Here is a 19,058-nt window from a genome sequence, read left to right as displayed (position 1 = left end):
CACGGCTTCCCGTGATAATTGGGCTGACATGGACTGGGCTAGCAAGGACGACGCCGTGACCGACGGCCTGGCCGAGGCCTTCCTCGGCCGGCATCGCCGGTACACCAGCCACGAGGTGGCCGACCTGGCCGGAGTGCCGGTATACCGGGCCAGGCGTTACTGGCGCGCGCTCGGATTCGCCAATGTGGCCGACGACGCGCGGGAGTTCACCGAGGACGACGTCGAGGCGCTGCGGACCCTGCTGAAGCTGGTCGCCGACGGCACCTACGACGAGGAGCACCTGGTCCTGCTCACCCGCTCGCTCGGCCGGGCCACCGCCCGCCTGGCCGAGTCGCAGGCCGAACTCGGCGCCGAGACGCTCGACCAGTCGGGCGTGCCGCTGGCCGAACGCTCGGCCGCCTGGCGCAAGCGGGCCGACAAGGTGGTCCCCGACCTGGAGCGCCTGCTCAGCTACACCTGGCGCCGCCACCTGGCCGCAGCCGCGGGCCGCCTGGTCGACCACGAGAGCGGCTCGGCCGTACGGCTGGCGGTGGGGTTCGCCGACCTGGTCGGGTTCACCCGGCTGAGCCGTCAGCTCACCGAGACGGCGCTGGCCGGGCTGGTGGAGAGGTTCGAGAGCCGATCGGCCGACGTCGTCGCCTCGTCGGGCGGTCGGGTGATCAAGACGCTGGGCGACTCGGTGCTGTTCGTGGCCGGTCAGGCGCACCTGGCGGCGGTGATCGGCCTGCGGCTGATCAGGACGCATGCCAAGGAGCCCTCGACGCCGCCGCTGCGGGTGGGGCTGGCCGTCGGCCCGGTGATCGGGCGGATGGGCGACGTGTTCGGCACCACGGTCAACCTGGCCAGCAGGCTGACCGCGCTCGCGCCGCCCGACGGGGTACTGGTCGACCCCGCCATGGCGGCCGACCTGGCGGGGGACCCGACGTTCGAGGTGAAGGCGATGGAGTCGCTCCCGGTGCGCGGGCTCGGCGAGCTCGCGCCCTCGATCATTCGATCTCGTATCTGATCGGCAGGTGCTTGAGCCCGCCGACGAAGGTGGTGCGCACCCACTCCGGCTCGCCGGCCAACTCGACCGAGCGCAGCCTGGTGATCAGCTCGGTGAAGATCGCCTTGGCCTCCATCCGGGCCAGCGCCGCGCCCAGGCAGTAGTGCGCGCCGAACCCGAACGCCAGATGCCGGTTGGGATTGCGCCCGACGTCGAAGGCGAAGGGATCGGCGAAGACCTCCTCGTCGCGATTGGCCGACGGGTAGGCCAGCAGCAGCGACTCCCCCGCCTTGATCGGCACGCCGCGCAGCTCGTAGTCGACGGTCGCGGTGCGCATGAACTCCTTGACCGGCGTCACCCACCTGATCATCTCGTCGACGGCCAGCGGCATCAGGCCGGGATCGGCGCGCAGCCTGGCCAGCTGGTCGGGATGGGTCATCAGCGCGTGCAGCCCGCCCGCGATCGTCGAGCTGGTGGTGTCGTGCCCGGCGGTCGCGATGATCACGTAGTAGGAGGCGGTGTCGAGGTCGTCGAGCCCGGCGTTGGCGATCGTGGAGGCCAGGTCGTCGGTCGGGGCCGCCCGGCGTGAGGCGGTCAGCTCCTGGAAGTAGGCGAAGAAGTCCAGGAGCACGGCGAGCTGCTCGTCGGCCGTGGTGCCGCGCTGGCGTTCGGGGTCGGCGCCGCCGAACAGCTCCTGGGTCAGCCGCAACATCCTCGGGAAGTCGCTCTCCGGCAGGCCGAGCAGCGACAGGATGACGTAGAGCGGGTAGTGCGTGGCGATGTCGGCGGCGAAGTCGCAGCTGCCGCCGTGCTCCAGCATGCGGTCGACATACCTCTTGGCCAGGACGTCGATGCGCTCCTGCATCCGGCGCATCGCGGCGGGCTTGAACCAGTCGGCGCCGATCGCCCTGACCACCTTGTGGTCGGGGTCGTCCATGTGGACCAGCGTGCGCAGGGCGACACCGGAGGCGGCCATCTGCTCCTCGGTCGCCTGCGGCGTCAGCAGCGGCCTGGGGCCGTTGAGGAAGATCTGGTGCTGCCGCTCGACCTCCAGGACGTCGGCATGCCTGGTCACCGCCCAGAACGGACGGTAGCCGGGCCCCTGCACGCGGTGCACCGGGTCCTCGCGGCGCAGCAGTGTGCACGCCTCGTGGAAGCGCTCGTCGTCGGCGTAGGCGGCCGGGTCGATCAGGGTCAGACCCGCTTGGCTGAGGTTCACACAGCTCCCTTGGCTCGGTGCAGGACCTGGATCTCGGTAAAGCCCAGCAGGCCCCACGTGCCGTTCTCCACCCCGACGCCGCTCTGCTTGAGGCCGCCGAAGGGCTGGCTCGGGGAGAGCGCCAGATGGGTGTTCACCCAGGCGGTGCCGCAGTCGAGCCTGGCCGCCACCTCGGCCGCGCGGTCGGCGTCCGTGCCCCAGACCGAGCCCGACAGCCCGAAGTGCGTGCCGTTGGCCCGCGCCACCGCCTCTTCAAGATCACTGTAGGCGATCACCGGCAGCGCCGGGCCGAATTGTTCCTCGTCCACGATCCGGCACCCGTCCGACAGCCCGGCCAGGATCGTCGGGCGGAAGAAGTAGCCAGGCCCCTTCCCGGGCCCGCCCCCGGCCGCGGCCCTCGCCCCGTGCGCCAGGGCGTCGGCGACGAGTTCGCCCACGCGTTCGTACTGCGGCCGGTTGTTGATCGGCCCGAACTGCACGCCCTCGCCCATGCCGTCGCCGACCCTGGCCGCGTCCGCGTGCGCGGCCAGCGCCTCGACCACGTCGTCATGGAGCCGCTCGGGCACGTAGAGGCGTTTGATCGCCGAGCACACCTGCCCGTTGTTCTGGAAGGCTCCGGCGAACACCCTGGCGGCGACGGCGGCCGGGTCGACGTCGTCGAGCAGGATCGCGGGGTCGTTGCCGCCGAGCTCCAGCGTCATGCGCTTGAGGTCGGGCGCGGCCGATGCCGCCACTTTCCTGCCGGTCGCCACCGAGCCGGTGAAGCTGATCTTGCGCGGTGTGGGGTGCGCGGTCATCCAGGCGCCGAGCGCGTCGCCGCCGGTGACCACGTTGAACACACCGGGCGGCAGCACCGCGCGCAACACCTCGCCGACGGCCAGCGTCGACAGCGGGGTGTACGGCGAGGGCTTGAGCACCATCGTGTTGCCCGCCAGCAGGGCGGGGGCGATCTTCCAGGCGGCCAGCACCAGCGGGAAGTTCCACGGCGTGATGGCCGCGACCACGCCCATCGGCCTGCGGATCACCTCGACGAAGGCGCGCGCGTCGTCCTGGACGACCTCCCTGGGCAGTTCGAGGGCGGCGAAGTGCCGCAGCCACATCGCCGCGCCGTACACCTCGTGGGTGGCCTCGCGCAGCGGTTTGCCCTGCTCGGCGGTGAGGACCGGCGCGATCTCGAAGGCCACCGCCTGCAGCGCGTCGGCCGCCGCCCTCAGGGCCTCGCGCCTGGCCTGCTCGTCGGCTCGCCAGGCGGGGAAGGCCGACGCCGCCGCGGCCATCGCCAGGTCGAGCTGCTCGGGGGAGCAGTCGGGCGCCTCGGCGTGCACCCGCCCGGTCGCCGGGTTGATCACATCGAACGTGCGCTTGGTCGCGACAGCCTCGCCGCCGATGGTCATCGTGGGCATGTCCGCCTCCTCGGGGCCTGGTGGGGTCAGGGCAGCAGGACGGGCTTGACGACCTCGCCGCTGAGCGAGTCGGCCTCGGCCCTGTCGATCTCGTGCAGGGGGTAGGTCCTGATCAGCCGGTCGAAGGGGAAGAGCCCGGCGCGCCACAGCCGCACCAGGCGCGGCACGAACACCTGGGGCACCGCGCCGCCCTCCAGGATGCCCGTCACGCTCTTGCCCGACATCAGCGCGTTGCCGTCGAGCACCAGGTCGCCCTGGCCGATCCCGACCAGGCCGCACACGCCGGTCGGCCGCAGCACGGCGACGGCCGAGGCGATGACGGAGGGCACGCCGGTGGTGTCGAAGGAGTACTGCACGCCGTCGCCGGGCACCTTGATCGAGGCGATGTCCTTGGCCGTGTGCGTCGCGCCGAGCTCGCGGGCCAGCTCCAGGCGGTTGTCGTGCAGGTCGATCGCGATGATCGTGCTCGCGCCCGCGACCTTGGCGGCCATCACGGCGGCGAGGCCGACCGCTCCGGCGCCGAACACCGCGATGCTCGACCCCGCCTCCACCTTGAGCGTCAGCAGCACCGCGCCCGCACCGGTCTGCATGCCGCAGCCGAGCGGCCCCATGAGCTCGATCGGCGCGTCCTTGCCGACCACCACGACGTTGCGCACGCCGGTCACCGCGTGCGAGGCGAACGACGACTGCCCGAACCAGCCCGTCAGCACCGGCTCGCCCGTGCCGTCGGTGACGCCGCCCGCACCGGCCAGCAGGTTGCGCGCGAAGAACGTCGCGCAGTAGGCGGGCTGCGCGCCGCGGCAGTTGAGGCACGTGCCGCAGGAGCCGAACGACAGCACCACGTGATCGCCGACGGCGACCTCGCGCACGCCCTCGCCGACCTGCTCGACGACTCCCGCCCCCTCGTGCCCGAGCACGACCGGTTTCCTGACGAGATCGCCCGGCACCCGGCCCATCAGATCGGTGTGGCACATGCCGGCCCCCGCGATCCGCACCAGCACCTCGCCGGGCCCCGGGACCGGGAGGTCGAGCTTCTCGATCGAGTACGGCCGGTCGGCGGCACGGAGAACGGCGGCGTCGATCTGCACGATCACTCCCAAAGGGCCGTAATTCAGACGACGGACGTCCGTTAACGGAACGCTAGACCCGCCTCCAGACGGTGTCAACGGACCCCTTCAGGTGGAGTCACACCTGCGCCCTGGCGGCACGGGCGAGCACCTCGTCGGCCGTCAGCGGGCTACTCGGATGATGGGTCAGGCAGAGCGGCGTGGCGACCTTGACGAACGGCGCGCCCTCGGCCGCCGCGTAGAACCGCCCCGTGCCGAGGCGGGAGACGTCGGCCACGTCGCCGCCCTTGGCCCGGGCCATCTCGCGGGCCGCCGCGATCTGGATGGGGCTGTTGAGCAGGCCGAAGAACTGGGTGGCCGCATTGCCGGGGATGCGGTTGTGCAGGCCCTTCGGCGCCTGGGTGGCGAAGACCAGGCCGAGGCCGTACTTCCTGGCCTGGGAGGCGAGGGCGAGCGTGCTCTGCGTGCAGGCCGTCATCGGGCCGGACGGGGCGAACGTCTGCGCCTCGTCCATCACCAGCAGGGCGCTGAGCGGCCGATCACCGGCCGGATGGCGGCGTACCCAGGCGAACAACGCCATCTGCAGCTGGTTGACGAAGCTCTGGCGCTGCTCGTCGTGCGGCAGGCCGATGAAGTTGATCACCGAGACCCTGGCCCGCCTGCCCGGCGGCGGCGTCAGCAGCACGCCGGGGTCGACCGGCGTGCCCTCGCCGCCGAACAGCGGGTCGGTCACCATCGCGGCCCTCAGGCTCTGCGCCAGGTCGGCGGCGATGCGCTCGGCGCCCTCCAGCTCGCTCACGCCTTCGGGAAGCGCCGCCAGCAGCCCGGCGAGGCCCGAGAGGCCGCCCCTCCCGTGCCTGCCGAAGTAGGCCAGGCTCTCCCTGAGCACCGCCCTGGCCAGCAGGACCTTGTTCGTCCTGCCCTCCAGCTTGGCCCTCGGCGCGATGGAGGCGAGCGCCGACTCGACGGCCTCCTCGTACTCGTCCGGGTCGTCGGCGACGGCGGCGAGGTCGGGCAGCGGCTGGAAGCTCAGCGGCCGGCCGGCCGCGCGTCTCGGCGTCCACACGACGACGTCGGTCTCGCTCAGGTAGCGGGCCGCACGCGCCGCGTCGCCCTGGCCCCAGCCCTGCGGCGGCTCGGGCCAGGGGTCGCCCAGTCTGGCCAGGTCGTTGTTGGGGTCGAGCACGATCGCCGAAACGCCGTGCAGGGCGCACTCCTCGACCAGCCGCCTGATGAGCACGGTCTTGCCCGACCCCGTGCCCGCGAAGATCGCCACATGCTTCCTGAGCGCTTCGAGCGGGATGCGCAACGGCGTGGAGGCGTTCGCGGGAGTGCCGAGCGTCACCTGCGGGCCGGGCGGCTGCTCGGCGGGAACCGTGGAGGCGTTCGCGGGAGTGCCGCGTGTCACGTGCGGGCCCAGCGGCCGCTCGGCGGGAACGGGCGGCGACGGCGACGGCCAGGCGTCGGCGAGCGCCTCGGCCAGGAAGGTGACGCCCGAGGCCGGGCGGCGGGCGCGCAGCCAGGACTGCAGGTGGGGCGGGTTGTCGGCCAGGAGCTCGCACAGGGCGATCAGCGTCCGCAGATCGGCGTCCGGCGTCAGCAGCACGCGCCCGCCCGCCGCCTCGAAGGCCTCGACCGCCTGACGCGTGCGCGCGCCCTGCGACCAGGGCAGGTCACGCAGCACGTACAGCCGTCGCTTGGGCACCTCGGCGTCGAGCCCGGCCGCCACGCACGCCCGGCGCAGGCGGTTGAGCGCGGCGATGGCGTTGGGCGCGCCGATCGCGCGGAAGGCCCAGTGCAGCTCGTCCTCGGTCTCCTCGTCCAGGACGCGGCGCAGCCGTGCGTGCAGCGGCGGCTTCACACTCGGCGGCGGGTCCTGGCTGAACACACGGTCGGCCGCCTCGCCGCGTTCGGCGATCCAGGCGGTGAGCCCGGCCGCGATCAGGGCGGGCATCACGGCGTCCTCGCCCTCGGCGCTGCGCGCCCGTTCGACCTGCGCCGAGGCGAGCAGCCCGGCGAACCTGGCGTCGAGCGCGGCCAGCTCCTGCCCGGCGGCCTCGGCGGGAGGCGGCTGCACGGCGCTGGCGCGCTCGCCTTCGAGGCCTTCGAGCTCGGCGGCGACGTCGTCGACCAGACAGGCCTGCACGTGCGCGTCGATCCTGATCAGCAGCTGCCTCGGCGTGAAGTGCACCGCGTGCTCGAACGCCTCGGGCCGCACCGGCCAGGTCGGGTACGGCGGGACGAACCCCACCTCGGCGAAGCGCGCCCCGAACCTGGTCTCGATCAGCGCCCGGCCCAGCGCCGCGTCCGGGATGGTCTTGAGCTGGGCGGCGTGCGTGAAGCGGTCGCGCACGGTGTCGGTGGCGTGCTGCTCGATCAGCGTCCAGGTGGCGGGCAGGCACGACACCACGGTCAGCGTCCTGCGGGTGACCTCGCGCAACGCCATCAGCCCACCCGCGACCTGCTCGATCAGCAGGACGGCCTTGCGCTCGACGGGCCCGTCGCCCGGCCGTGCGAGCGACGCCTGGGCGACCAGCATGTCGATCTGGTCGATCGCGACGACCGACGGCCCGGTCAGGGCGAGCAGGCGCGACAGGTCCCTGACGATCTCCTGCGGCGAGCGGCGCACACCCCTGATGCCCCACTGCGCGCGCTCGCCCTGCTCCTCCTCCGGCATGGAGGCGAGGAAGGCGTCGGCGACGTCCTGGGCGGCGAGGTCGGACGAGGCGAGCAGGGACAGCGCCCTGGCGGTGTCCTGGCAGTCCTTGCCGACGACGGGATCGTGGCGGCGCAGGCCCTCGACGAACGCGTCCAGGTGCGCCTTCGTCACCGCCGTGCCGCCGAACACCGCACGCCGTTCCAGGCGCGACAGGCCCGCGTGCAGGGCCAGGCGGCGCATCAGCAGCCGCAACTGGCTCTCGCCGTCGGCGCTCTCACGCGAGAGGCCGTCGAGCATGGAGACGACCGTGCTCTCCCAGAAGCTGCGCGCGTCCAGCAGGCCGACCAGGAAGAAGTACCCGCCGCCGCGCTGCACCTCGCGCCTGGCCCAGCCGAGCAGATGCGTCTTGCCCGCGCCGCGCTGGCCCCGCACGACGACCCCGATGGGACTGGCGTCGGCGCTGCGCCTGGCCTGTTCGACGCCGTCGAGCAGGACGCGGGCCGCGTGGCCGTGCAGCCCTTCGACATGGAAGAGCGAAGGGCGCCACACGTCGTCCGGCACCTGCGCCCAGTTGAACTTCAGCGCCGCCAGCGCCTTGCGCTCCTCGCCGGTCACAGCTCGCCGATCGAGAGCAGGTGCTTGGCCTGGTCCCCGATGCTCACCGCCGCCGCCCTGCCTGCCTCGGTGAGGTCCTTCTGGTTGGACTCGGGGACGACGGCGACGCCCGGCAGCAGGCTCATTCGCCTGAGCTCGGCGTCGACGGCACTCCTGTCGGCCGTGCCGAGCAGGGGCCTGAGGTCGGCCAGGCTCACCCAGTCGCCCGGCCGCCCGGCCAGGCTCGCATAGGCGGCGCGCACGGCGGCCTCAAGGCTTTCGGGCGGGCTGTCGGGGGTGAAGACGTCGGCGAGGCTGTTGCCCGTACGCCGGAGGTAGCCGTGCAGTCCGGCGAGCACGGCGCGCAGCGCGCCCGCCGCCGAGCCGCTCGCCCCCGGCAGGCCCTCGCCCAGCTCACGCGCGACCCTGGCCCAGCCAGCATCCGTCAGCACGTGTGTGTAGGAGCGTCCCTGCCTGCGGCTGTCGACCAGTTTCTGCTCGTTGAGGCTCAGCCGTTCCTTCGACACCAGCGTCAGGCCGTAGCGCTCCTTCAGCTCGGGGTTGGAGACCTCCCTGGCCTCGGCCATCAGCACCAGAAGCGCCGACATCTCCGGCAGCGACAGCTTCTTCGCGACCATGTCCTCTCCCTCCCGCCTTCCCAGCCGAACGACGATGCGTGAGCACTCCAGCAGGCGGAAGGCAAGGGGCCGGGAACGTCGGCTGTGCGGGGTGCGTCGTCCACGCGCACCACCCGGCGGGCAGGCCCCGCCGTCCACGACCGCGCCACGTCGCCATCCCTCATGACTTCCCGCCGAGCCGACGTGGCGAAGGCTATCCGGCAGGCCGTCCCCTCGGAGGCGCTTTGCGGGAAACCGCGAACTTTGGTGGGCTTGATCCGGATTCACGGAAGCCTTGGCGCGGTCCCTGATCCGGACCCACGGCCTCGATGCATCCGGACCCACGGCCTCGAAACACCCAGATCCGCGGCCCGCCGAAGCCCCGTGCTCAGTCCAGATGCGCCGGATCCAGCCCCCGAAGCCCCTCGACCAGCCCGGTCCACGCCTCCCGGCGCCTGCCGTACAGCTCGACCGCGCGTTCGTCCACCTCGACGGCGCGCTCGTCCCCGGCGGGCGAGGCGCACAGGGGGGCCGTCGCGTCGGCGAGCACGTCGGCGCGGCCCAGGGCGTACAGGCCGAGTGCGGCGGCGCCCAGCGCCGTGGCCTCCGGCTCGGGCACGGTGTACACGGGACGCCCCATCGCCGCGGCCACGATGCCGAGCCAGACCTTCGACCTGAACGCCCCTCCGGTCACGCGCACCGCCGTCACCGGACCCACCCGCTCCAGGTCGTCGAGCACGACGGCCAGATGCACGGCCACGCCCTCCATGGCCGCCCTGACCAGGTGGCCCCTGCCGTGCGAGTGCCGCATGCCCACGACGGCGCCGCGCAGGGTGGGGTCCCACAGCGGGGCGCGCTCGGGCAGCAGGTGCGGGACCATGACCAGGCCGTCGGCGCCGGGCGGCACCCTGCTCGCCAGCTCCAGCACGTCGATGCGGCCTTCGCCCGCGGCCAGGGAGCCGTCGCCGAACACCGACTCGGCCCACTCCAGCACCGCGCCGCCGTTGCTGATCGCACCGCCCGCCACCCAGGCCGAATCGGTCAGCGCGTAGCAGAACAGACGGCCCTTGGGATCGGCGTACGGCTCGGGCACGACCGAGCGGACCGCGCCGCTCGTGCCCAGCGACAGCCCGGCCACGCCTTCGGCCATCGCGCCCGTGCCCAGATTGCCCAGCGGCCCGTCGCCTGCCCCGACGACCAGGGGCAGGCCGCGCGGCAGCCCTCCCGTGCCCGAAAGGCGCGACACGTCGGTCGTGGCCGCGATCGGCGGCAGCCGCTCGCCCGCCAGTTCCGTGGCCATGGCGCTCCAGTTCCGGGTGCGGACGTCGAGCAGGCCGGTGCCCGAGGCGCTCGACAACTCGGTCACCAGCTCGCCCGTCAGCCGCCACAGCACGTAGTCCTTCAGCCCGGCCCACCAGCGCACCCGCCCGGCGAGCTCCGGCTCGTTCTCGGCGAACCACATGATCTTGACGAGCGGTGCCATGGGGTGCACCGGCGTGCCCGACACCCGCAGGATCTCCTCGGCCTGCCCCTCCTCGCGCAGTCTGGCCGCCTGGGCCGCCGCCCTGCCGTCGGCCCATGTCACCAGCGGGGTGATCGGCCGCATCCGGGCGTCCAGGCCCACCAGGCCGTGCATCGCCGTACTGACCGAGACCGCGGCCACCTCGACGCCCTCGCAGGCCGCCAGGCAATCGGCCAGGGCCCGCAGGGCGGCCGACGCGACCTCTTCGGCGTCCTGGACCTGCCGGCCTGGCTCGGGCTCGGCCAGCCGGTACCTGCGCACGGCCGACCGCCGCCACGACACGCCCACGCCGAACGCGACCGCCTTGACCGACGACGTGCCCACGTCCAGCCCGACGATCGCCTCACGTGGCGTCACCGCTCGCCCCTCCACCCGGCCCCCTCCCGCCGATCCATCCGACCGGCCCCTTGTACCCCCTGAACGGCGAGGATCACCATCGCCGTCCCCGAAAAGGCCACAATGTCAGGATGACCGATACCAGCGCGACGATCACGGTGATGACCGGCGCGGGCATCTCCACCGCGTCGGGCATCCCCGACTATCGGGGTCCCCAGGGCTTGTGGCGCACCGACCCCGACTACCAGAAGCTCGTCTCCGTCGACCACTACATGAGCGACCCGGACGTACGGCGGCGCTCGTGGCGCATGCGCAGCGAGAGCCCGGCCTGGAGCGCCAGGCCGAACGCCGGGCACCTGGCGCTGGTCGACCTGGAGCGCGCGGGCCTGCTGTCGAAGCTGATCACCCAGAATGTCGACGGCCTGCATCAGAAGGCGGGCTCCAGCCCCGAGGCCGTGCTGGAGCTGCACGGCAACATGTTCGGCGTGCGCTGCACGGGTTGCGGAGCACGTACGACCCTGCGCGAGGCCGTCGACCGGATCGAGGCGGGCGAGCCGGACCCGGCGTGCGAGGAGTGCGGCTCGACGCTCAAGACCACGACCGTGATGTTCGGCGAGGCGCTGGACCACGAGACGACGACGCGGGCGGTGCGCGCGGCCAAGACGTGCCGGGTGTTCGTCGCGGTGGGCACCTCCCTTCAGGTGCAGCCCGCCGCCTCGCTCGCCGGGCTGGCCGTGGAGTCCGGCGCACGGCTGATCGTCGTCAACGACGCGCCGACGCCCTACGACGACCATGCCGACGAGGTCCTGCGCGAGCCGATCAGCCAGGCACTGCCCGCCCTCGTACGCCGCCTGCTGGCCTAGGGCCGCCCCGCCGCCGCCGTCACGCCCGGCGGCGGCGCATCACCGGGTCGGCCACGCGCAGCGCCGGGCGCGACAACGTCTGGCCCCAGGCGTCGAACAGAGCGTCCCTGCTGGGGAAACGCCCGAGTTCGGCCAGGACGTACCCCGACAGGTCGCAGGCCGAGCAGCCACCGCCGGTCCAGTCGACGTCGGTCCTGGCGACGGCGTCGAACAGCGTCTCGCCACCGGCGTTGACGAATCCCGCGCCGTCGCGCACGCCGTACACCTCGGGCAGGGCCGGCCAGTCGCCCGCCACGGCGAACTCGGGCCAGCCGAGCACCACACGGTCGGGCACGATCGGCCGCAGGCGGGGGAAGCGCGCGTACCAGAACCGCCCGTCGACCAGCAGTCCCCGCACCCTGGTCGCCACCCCGCAGGCCCGTGCGAGCGCCTCCACCACGGCCATCCGCTGGCTGCACGAGCCTCGTCCCCGGGCGAACGTCACGGACGCCGCCTGCCGCTCGTCCATCCCGTAGACGCCCTCCACCGCCTGCGCCACCAGCCGGTGCGCGGCCAGCACCGTGTCCCTGGCGCCGAGCCCCGCCAGGCGCGCCGCCGCCGAGCCGAGTACGGGAGCTCGCCAGTCCAGGATCGGCGTCGGATCGACACCGCCGGGACTGTCCGCGGGACCGGGTACGGCGGGTCGGCGGCGAGGGGTCAGCAGGCGTGAGGTCATAGGACAATTGTCGCCTTTGACGGGATTCCCCGGCGGCCCGCCGCCGCTTCGGCCGATCAATGTGGACGACGAAGGATATGAATCGTTCCACTCTGCGGTATTAGTTTTCTTCTACCCGGGATGAGAATCTTCCACCGAAACGCTGTAGACGCTCGGCCCACGAGCGATCACGAGTTACGTTCCTGTCACGCAGCCCGCACGGCTCGCGCAGGCGAGGGATGTGTAGCGCCGCACGATCAGGAGACCTCCCTGATCGTGCGGCTACGATCTTCACCGGATCGCGGCCGATCAGGATGATGCACCGGTGACCGGCTCCTACCGCAGCGGGAGTGTGCCAGGTCGCCGCGACCTGGCGCAGCGGGCCTGCGATCTCTCCGGACGCGTCATGTCCGCCCATGTCCGCGATCACCCTAGGGCCGCTGGACCGTGCCACGCGGCCGGTGCTCCCGATCCAGACCGAGACGGCATACCGCCGGACGATCAGGCCCGCAGGGCCGAGGCGATGTGACGACGCAGGCGGCGGTTGCCGATGGCGTCGGTCAGGCGCAGCAGGGCCCCGGCCGCCCGCGGGTCGCCGCTCTCGCCCAGGGCGCTGATGGCGGCGGCGGCCGTGCGGGCGCCCAGCGTGTCGCCCGGCGCCCCGGCGCGGACCGCCAACCGCTCCAGGGCCTCGACCAGGCCTTCGACCGGCAGCAGCGCGGCGGCCCACACGACGCCGCGCGCCACGTCCGTGTTGGCGTCGGAGACGACGATCTCCCGCGTGCGCCCACCGGCCGTGCGCCGCGTCACCAGCTCGAACGCCGCCAGCGCCGCCCGCACGAACCCCCTCGCCCCCTCCCCAGACGACAGCTCCGCACACCGCACCCGCCAGGCCTTGGCCGGTCGCGGCGCCGCCAGATCGGCCAGATGCGCGACCAGCTCCACCAGCCCGGCCTCCGGCGGCGAGCCCAGCCTGGCGCGCACGGCCACGGCCCAGGCGTCGGTCGGCAGCAGGGCGGGCACGACCGGCGAGGCGGCGTCGGTGTGCAGGAGGGCGGGGAAACGGCGTTGCAGCCTTCGCCGCTGCGCCAGGTGCAACTCGCCGACGTCGATCGCCTCCAGCAGCCTGATCGCCGCCTCCCGCACCTGGGCCCGGTCGGCGGGGCTCATGGCCAGCGCCCGGTCGAGCACCACGCCCAGCCAGCCGTCGTCCCAGCTGCCGAGATGGCGTGAGCCCGCCGCCAGCAGCAACGAGGTCATCTCGCGTGCGCTCCAGTCCTGCGACCCGGCCAGGAGCAGCTCCAGCTCGGCATATCTGTAGGAGTGCTCCGAGTCGGGGCGGGCCAGGTGGACGGTGACGGCGCGGCGCTCGGCGCCCCGCAGCTCCGCCAGCCGCCCGGCTGTGATCACTGTGCGCATGGCGCAAGGATGCACGTCGCCACCGACAGAATCGCGATCATCGCGGCCCGCCGTACCCTGAGCCGGTCCCGGGCGAGGTCAGGGGTGGGGTCAGGGGCGATCACCGATGGCCGGGAGTGCCGGGCGCGGCAGGCTGGCGTCATGGATCCCGTCACCGCGCCCGCCGCGCACCCGCCCGCCGCGGCCTGCCTGTCCTTCACGGCGGCGCCCGCCGCACTGCTGGCCGGCTGGCTGTTCATGCGGCCGATCGGCGGCGACGCCGTACCCGGGCTGTGGTGGACCACCGCGCATGCCGTGTGGATCGCGGCCTTCGTCCTGTTCGGAGTGATGGCGGGAAGCATGTGGCGAATGGCGGCTCCCGCGACGCCGGGACGGAGGAACGCCCTGCGCGTCGCCCTGGGGGTGACGGTGCTCGGGGCTGCGGCCAATCTGGCCTGGGCCGCCTTCGAGCTGTTCGCCGGACTCACCCGGCCGGACCCGGACGCGCTGTTCGCCCTGCTCGAAGGCGTGGCCGCCCATCCGGCGGCGGGCGTGACGATGTACGGCGCGGGACCGCTGATGCTCTATGCCGGGCTGATCGCCCTGGCCTGGCTGCTGGCCGCCGACGGCGTCGTGTCGGTGTGGAGCGCCGGGCTGCTGGGGACCGGCGTGCTGGTGCTGGCCGTGGCCTCGGTCAGGGAGGGCGGCGACTCCCCGCTCGTCGCGGTCGGGATCTCGGTGCTCTGGCTCGGCGCCGTGCTGCTCGCGCCCGGCGGAAGGCCGCACCGCGTGCAGCCCGCCTGAGTCCTCCCTGCTCTTTCGCGCATTTCCCGGAAAAAGCGAGAACCTCCCTTTATCGTTCATGTCACTGCGGAGTTGAACCGCCACAGTGGGTCACGAACGCCTGGGAGGGCCTGATGGCCGGGGACGCGAGAGCACCGGGACACCGCAGGCGGCAGGCCCCTGACGCCGTCCCCCGAGGCCACTACTCGGCCATGGCGCACGACAGGAGGTTCCGCCTGCTGCAAAAGCGCTTCCGCCGCCTGGCGGTCGGCATCGTCGGCTCCTTCCTCGGGTGGTACCTGCTCTACATCGCCCTTTCGGCCTTCGCCCGCGACTTCATGGCGCGTCCGGCGATCGGGCACATCAATGTCGCCCTGCTGCTCGGCATCCTGCAGTTCGTCTCCACCTTCGTCCTCGCCTGGCGCTACAGCAGGTACGCCAGGGGCCGCCTCGACCCGCTCGCCGCCCAGCTGCGCGACGAGGCCGAACTGCGCGGCATCGAGCACGACCAGCTGGAACGCGCCATGGCCGAACGCAAGCGGATCGAGAACTGGACCGCGCCGCGCACGGGCGCCCACCGCAGACCGGCCCACCGGCCCGTACTCGACGAGCGGGGAGAGCGCATATGAGCGAGTTGTTCGGCGGCAGGCTGCTGACGTTCGGGCTATTCGTGGTGTTCATCGTCATCACACTCGGCATCACGTTCTGGGCCAGGGCCAACACCAAGAGCGCCGACGACTTCTACGCGGGCGGACGCACGTTCTCCGGCGCGCAGAACGGCCTGGCGCTCGCCGGCGACTACATGTCGGCCGCCTCCTTCCTCGGCATCGCGGGCATCATCGCCCTGTCGGGGTATGACGGTTTCCTGTACTCCGTCGGCTTCCTGGTGGCCTGGCTGCTGACGCTGCTGCTGGTGGAGCTGATGCGCAACGCGGGGCGCTTCACGATGGCCGACGTGCTGTCCTACCGGGTGCGCAGGCAGCCGAGGGTGCGCACGGCCGCGGTGATCTCGACCGTGACGGTGTCGACGTTCTACCTGCTGGCCCAGATGGTGGGCGCGGGCGCGCTGGTCTCGCTGCTGCTGGGCATCAGTCCGGGCGACACGTTCCTCGGCATGTCGAGCGGCACGGCCAAGGTCGTGACGATCGTCGCGGTCGGGGCGATGATGATCTTCTATGTGACGTTCGGCGGGATGAAGGGCACCACCTGGGTGCAGATCATCAAGGCCGTGCTGCTGATGTTCGGCACGACCGTGCTGACCGTGCTGGTGCTCGGCCGCTACGGATTCAACGTCAGCGAGATGCTCGGCGCCGCCGCCGAGGCCAGCGGCCGGTCGTCTGACTTCCTGCGGCCCGGTCTGAAGTACGGCCGCGAGGTCGACGGCGATCCGCTGGCCACACTGATCAACAAGCTCGACTTCATCAGCCTGGCCCTGGCGCTCGTCCTCGGCACGGCCGGGCTGCCGCACATCGTCAGCAGGTTCTTCACCGTGCCCGACGCCCGCGCCGCGCGTACCTCGGTCAACTGGGCGATCGGCCTGGTCGGTGTGTTCTACCTGATGACGCTCGCGCTCGGGTTCGGCGCCACCGCCCTGGTCGGCCAGCGGGCCATCACCGACCAGGACCCGACGGGCAACACCGCGGCGCTGCAGCTGGCCCACGTGCTCGGCGAGTACGTCGGCGGGCCGATCGGCGGCGACCTGCTGCTGGCCTTCATCGGCGCGGTGGCGTTCGCGACGATCCTCGCGGTGGTCTCGGGGCTGGTGATGGCCTCCTCGACGTCGATGGCGCACGACTACTTCGGGCACGTGCTCATGTTCGGCAGGCCGCGCGAGTCGCAGGAGGTGGCGGTCGCCAGGTTCTCCGCGTTCGTGATCGGGCTGCTCGGCATCGTGCTCGCGGTGGTGGCCAGGCATCTCAACGTCGCGTTCCTGGTGGCGCTGGCGTTCGCGATGGCGGCGTCGGCGAACCTTCCGGCGATCGTGTTGTCGCTGTTCTGGAAGAGGTTCAACTCGACCGGCGTGGTGGCGGGGATCTACGGGGGCCTGTTCGGGTCGCTGACGCTGGTGCTGCTCTCGCCGGTGGTGTCGGGGAAGGTCGATCCGGTGACGGGGGCGAGTCTGTCGCTGCTGCCCGCCGGGGTCGACTTCCACGTCTTCCCGATGGAGAACCCCGGGCTGGTGTCGATCCCCTTCGGCTTCCTGTGCGCCTTCCTCGGCACGTTGCTGAGCCGGGAGCAGCCCGACCAGGAGGGCTACGACGAACTCGCCGTCAGGTCCCTGACCGGCACCGGCGCGCACCGCGCCCGCCGCGCCCGGACGAACCCGCCGCACGGCCGCCTGCACTGAGCGCGCTCATCCGACGGCGAGCAGCCCCACCGCGACCGCCGCCGCGCCGAGCCCCGCGACCTGGCTCGGCCGTACCCTCTCCCGCAGCACCCCCCTGGCCAGCAGCACGGTCGCGGCCGGGTACAACGCGGTGACGACGGCGACCACCGCCAGGTCCCCCGACCGTACGGCCAGCAGGAAGGCCAGGTTGGCCAGCGAATCCAGCGCGCCCGCCGCCGCGGCCGTCCCCAGCGACGCGCGCCCGGCGCCGAGCCTCGCGCGCAGCGCGAACGCCACGACGAGCACGAGCACGGAGGAGACCGCTCGCCCCGCGATGAGCGGCGCGAGCCCGCTGCCGCCCGGCGCCTGATGCAGGCAGACGAGCTGTACGGCGATCGCCGTGCCCGCGCCGAACGCCATCAGCAGCGCGGCACGCGAAGGCCTGGCCGCCCCCGCGCCCGGCCCCGCGCTGACCAGCACCACGGCCACCAGCGCCAGCGGCACCCCGACCAGCGCCGCCATCCCGAGCCGCTCCCCCTGCGCGAGCCCGATCCCGACGGGCAGCACGGCCGAGACGAGCGCGGTCACCGGCGACAGCACGCTCATCGGCCCCGCCGCAAGCGTCCGGTACAGCAGCCCGAACGCCACCGCCGAGGCGAGCCCCGCCACGGCTCCCCACCCGAACGCCGCCGCACTCCAGCTCGCCCCCAGCCACGGCAGCAGCACGAGCTCCACCGCCAGACTGGCGGGCGCCGCCACGACGACGACCCGCAGCACATGGGCACGCCGCGCGCCGAGCCCGCCGAGAAAGTCGGCGACACCGTAGGCGAGAGAACTGGCCAAGGCCAGCAGTAGTGCGGTCACATGCGTCCTTCCGTCGAAGCGCGCCAGCCGTGGCACGGCGTAGAATGACCGGACAGTACAGCCAAGTGACCACATTAGCCAAAAGGTTTAACACAATGACCGCATCCGAACAGGCGGCCCTGCACGCGGTGGCCCGCAACGTCAAAGCCGCGCGGACCAGGTCCGGCCTGTCGCTCGAACAGCTCAGCGCCAGGTCAGGCGTCAGCAAGGGCTCCCTCGTCGGCCTGGAGAACGCAGGCGGCAACCCCAACCTGGCCACCCTGGTACGGCTCGCCGACGCCCTCGGCCTGCCGGTCTCCGCCCTGGTCGGCGGCCCCGAGCCACAGGTCGTCCAGATCGTCGGACCGGACGAGGCCGCCGCGGTCTGGCAGGGCGAACACGGCGGCGAGGCCCGGCTGATGCTCACCGTCCCCGGCGCCGCCCCCGTCGAGATGTGGCGCTGGCGCCTCGAACCCGGCGAGAGCTACACCAGCCACCCCCACCCGGCGGGAGTCGTCGAAACCGCCAGCGTGACGACCGGCGCCCTGACCCTGACCGTCGCAGGCTCCACCCACCACGTCCCCGAAGGCGCGACCGCCGTGTACGCGGGCGACGTGCCCCACGGCTACGCGTGCAGCGGGGAGACGCCCTGCGACCTCCTGATGACCGTCCACCTGCCCGCCACGCGAGACCCCGCCACGTGAGACCCCGCCACGTGAGACACAGCCCCAACTACCCCCGCAGCACCCCGTCCAGCACCTCCCCGAACGCCTGCGCGTGCTCCCCGAACCCTCCATGATCGCCAGGGAACACGACAGCAGGCTGCCCCAGCCGCTCGGCCAGGGCGAGGGCCGTCAGATGGGCGAGCTGCCCCTCCGTGGCCTCCCCGATGCCCACGACAACCCGCGGCGCCCCCGTACGCAATGTGGTCAGGTCGGGCACGTAGTGGCTCAGCGCACGGCCGGTGGCCAGGAAGAAGGGCAGGTTGCCCTCGATGCGCGCCGCCGCCGCGGCCATCTCGGGATCGGCGTCGGCATCGCCGTCGCCCTGTGGCGGCCCCTGCGCGTCCAGTGGAATACCGATGACCTCGCCGAACCGCCGCATCGCGGGCCCGACGCCTTCGCGTTCGTGGATGCGGTACACCTCGTCCATCTCGCCCAGCCGCTCCTCCGCGTCGGGCAGCAGCGCCAGGCACGGCGGCTCGTGCGCTACCAGGGTGCGTACGCTGCCGGGATGGCGTGCGGCCAGGTTGAGGCCGATCTGCGCGCCGCCGCTGTTGCCGAGGACGAAGGCGGGTTCGTCGCCGAAGTTCGCCAGGACGAGCGCCGCGTCGTCGCCGTGCACGTCGATGTCCTGCGGCAGCGAGGGGTCGTCGGGAACGCTGCGGGAGTTGCCGCGCGGGTCGTAGGCCACGACGGTGTAGCGGTCGGCCAGGTGCGCGGCCAGCGGCCCGAACACGGCCGCGTCGGTCGGGCCGCCCGGGATCATGAGGAGGACCGGTCCGGATCCGCGCGCCTCACAGTGGATCGCCGAGCCGGGTGCCCGTAGAGTCTCGGTCTTGATGGGATGCGTCATCGTCGTCGCCTCTCCGTCGCGTGGATGCTCGACCGCACAGATGCCCGCATGGCGCCTCACATCACACGAGAGCGGCTGCGATCCGGGTTTCGCTTGACATCACTTCTGACCAAGTAGCCCAAACTCGTTTACCCTTAGGAAACTTTCCTTTAGATTACTGGCAAACCCCCCAGT

General features: G+C 72.6%; 16 protein-coding genes. 6 read left to right on the top strand and 10 right to left on the bottom strand.

Features of this window, described 5'->3' with window-relative positions; genetic code table 11:
* Positions 1–28: 28 nt before the first annotated feature.
* Positions 29–1,006, top strand: a complete 978-nt coding sequence (locus ACTWNK_RS19705; RefSeq protein WP_474305806.1) for an adenylate/guanylate cyclase domain-containing protein — start codon at positions 29–31, stop codon at positions 1,004–1,006.
* Here ACTWNK_RS19705 and ACTWNK_RS19700 read toward each other — a convergent pair.
* From ACTWNK_RS19700 to ACTWNK_RS19675, 6 genes are all read right to left on the bottom strand, one after another.
* Positions 987–2,204, bottom strand: coding sequence for a cytochrome P450 (locus ACTWNK_RS19700; protein ID WP_474305804.1), 1,218 nt, complete (start codon positions 2,202–2,204; stop codon positions 987–989). The genes ACTWNK_RS19705 and ACTWNK_RS19700 overlap by 20 nt on opposite strands.
* Complete coding sequence (locus tag ACTWNK_RS19695) at positions 2,201–3,607, bottom strand: aldehyde dehydrogenase family protein (protein ID WP_474305802.1); 1,407 nt, start codon at positions 3,605–3,607, stop codon at positions 2,201–2,203. Before ACTWNK_RS19695 ends, ACTWNK_RS19700 begins: the two co-directional genes overlap by 4 nt.
* 26 nt (positions 3,608–3,633) lie before the next feature.
* Positions 3,634–4,695, bottom strand: a complete 1,062-nt coding sequence (locus ACTWNK_RS19690; RefSeq protein ID WP_474305800.1) for an NAD(P)-dependent alcohol dehydrogenase — start codon at positions 4,693–4,695, stop codon at positions 3,634–3,636.
* A 97-nt stretch (positions 4,696–4,792) separates the two neighbouring features.
* The gene (locus ACTWNK_RS19685; protein ID WP_474305799.1) at positions 4,793–7,948 is read right to left on the bottom strand and encodes a helicase HerA domain-containing protein; all 3,156 of its coding nucleotides are present in this window, start codon (positions 7,946–7,948) and stop codon (positions 4,793–4,795) included.
* Positions 7,945–8,565, bottom strand: a complete 621-nt coding sequence (locus tag ACTWNK_RS19680; protein ID WP_474305797.1) for a hypothetical protein — start codon at positions 8,563–8,565, stop codon at positions 7,945–7,947. Before ACTWNK_RS19680 ends, ACTWNK_RS19685 begins: the two co-directional genes overlap by 4 nt.
* Positions 8,566–8,932: 367 nt before the next feature.
* The gene (locus ACTWNK_RS19675; RefSeq protein ID WP_474305795.1) at positions 8,933–10,423 is read right to left on the bottom strand and encodes a gluconokinase; all 1,491 of its coding nucleotides are present in this window, start codon (positions 10,421–10,423) and stop codon (positions 8,933–8,935) included.
* A gap of 110 nt (positions 10,424–10,533) precedes the next feature.
* On the opposite strand from ACTWNK_RS19675, the gene ACTWNK_RS19670 reads away from it, so the two are divergent.
* A complete protein-coding gene (locus ACTWNK_RS19670) occupies positions 10,534–11,265 on the top strand; it encodes an SIR2 family NAD-dependent protein deacylase (RefSeq protein WP_474305793.1) in 732 nt (243 codons plus the stop codon).
* Between the two features lie 19 nt (positions 11,266–11,284).
* Here ACTWNK_RS19670 and ACTWNK_RS19665 read toward each other — a convergent pair whose 3' ends face one another.
* Together ACTWNK_RS19665 and ACTWNK_RS19660 are read right to left on the bottom strand one after the other, a co-directional pair.
* The gene (locus ACTWNK_RS19665; RefSeq protein WP_474305791.1) at positions 11,285–11,980 is read right to left on the bottom strand and encodes a hypothetical protein; all 696 of its coding nucleotides are present in this window, start codon (positions 11,978–11,980) and stop codon (positions 11,285–11,287) included.
* Between the two features lie 480 nt (positions 11,981–12,460).
* A complete protein-coding gene (locus tag ACTWNK_RS19660) occupies positions 12,461–13,378 on the bottom strand; it encodes a serine/threonine-protein kinase (protein ID WP_474305789.1) in 918 nt (305 codons plus the stop codon).
* A gap of 141 nt (positions 13,379–13,519) precedes the next feature.
* Between ACTWNK_RS19660 and ACTWNK_RS19655 the strand changes: the two genes are divergently transcribed.
* The 3 genes from ACTWNK_RS19655 (at position 13,520) to ACTWNK_RS19645 (ending at position 16,487) form a co-directional block, all read left to right on the top strand.
* Entirely contained in the window at positions 13,520–14,161 is a 642-nt protein-coding gene (locus ACTWNK_RS19655) for a hypothetical protein (RefSeq protein WP_474305787.1), read from the top strand.
* 113 nt (positions 14,162–14,274) lie between these two features.
* Positions 14,275–14,769, top strand: coding sequence for a DUF485 domain-containing protein (locus tag ACTWNK_RS19650; protein ID WP_474305785.1), 495 nt, complete (start codon positions 14,275–14,277; stop codon positions 14,767–14,769).
* Entirely contained in the window at positions 14,766–16,487 is a 1,722-nt protein-coding gene (locus tag ACTWNK_RS19645) for a solute symporter family protein (RefSeq protein ID WP_474305783.1), read from the top strand. Before ACTWNK_RS19650 ends, ACTWNK_RS19645 begins: the two co-directional genes overlap by 4 nt.
* 6 nt (positions 16,488–16,493) lie before the next feature.
* Here the strand turns inward: ACTWNK_RS19645 and ACTWNK_RS19640 are convergent, their stop codons facing one another.
* Positions 16,494–17,330 (bottom strand): EamA family transporter, encoded by an 837-nt coding sequence (locus tag ACTWNK_RS19640; RefSeq protein WP_474305781.1) that lies wholly within the window; start codon positions 17,328–17,330, stop codon positions 16,494–16,496.
* A 95-nt stretch (positions 17,331–17,425) separates the two neighbouring features.
* On the opposite strand from ACTWNK_RS19640, the gene ACTWNK_RS19635 reads away from it, so the two are divergent.
* Entirely contained in the window at positions 17,426–18,013 is a 588-nt protein-coding gene (locus ACTWNK_RS19635) for a helix-turn-helix domain-containing protein (RefSeq protein WP_474305779.1), read from the top strand.
* A gap of 28 nt (positions 18,014–18,041) precedes the next feature.
* On the opposite strand, the gene ACTWNK_RS19630 is transcribed toward ACTWNK_RS19635, so the two are convergent.
* Positions 18,042–18,884: an alpha/beta fold hydrolase gene (locus ACTWNK_RS19630; protein ID WP_474305777.1), complete on the bottom strand. Its 843-nt coding sequence runs from the start codon at positions 18,882–18,884 to the stop codon at positions 18,042–18,044.
* Between the last annotated feature and the right edge of the window lie 174 nt (positions 18,885–19,058).

The sequence above is a fragment of the Nonomuraea sp. IBHARD001 genome (genome assembly GCF_056106265.1).
Note: the sequence above shows the minus strand (reverse complement) of the source record. Positions and strands in the feature narration are given on the sequence as shown.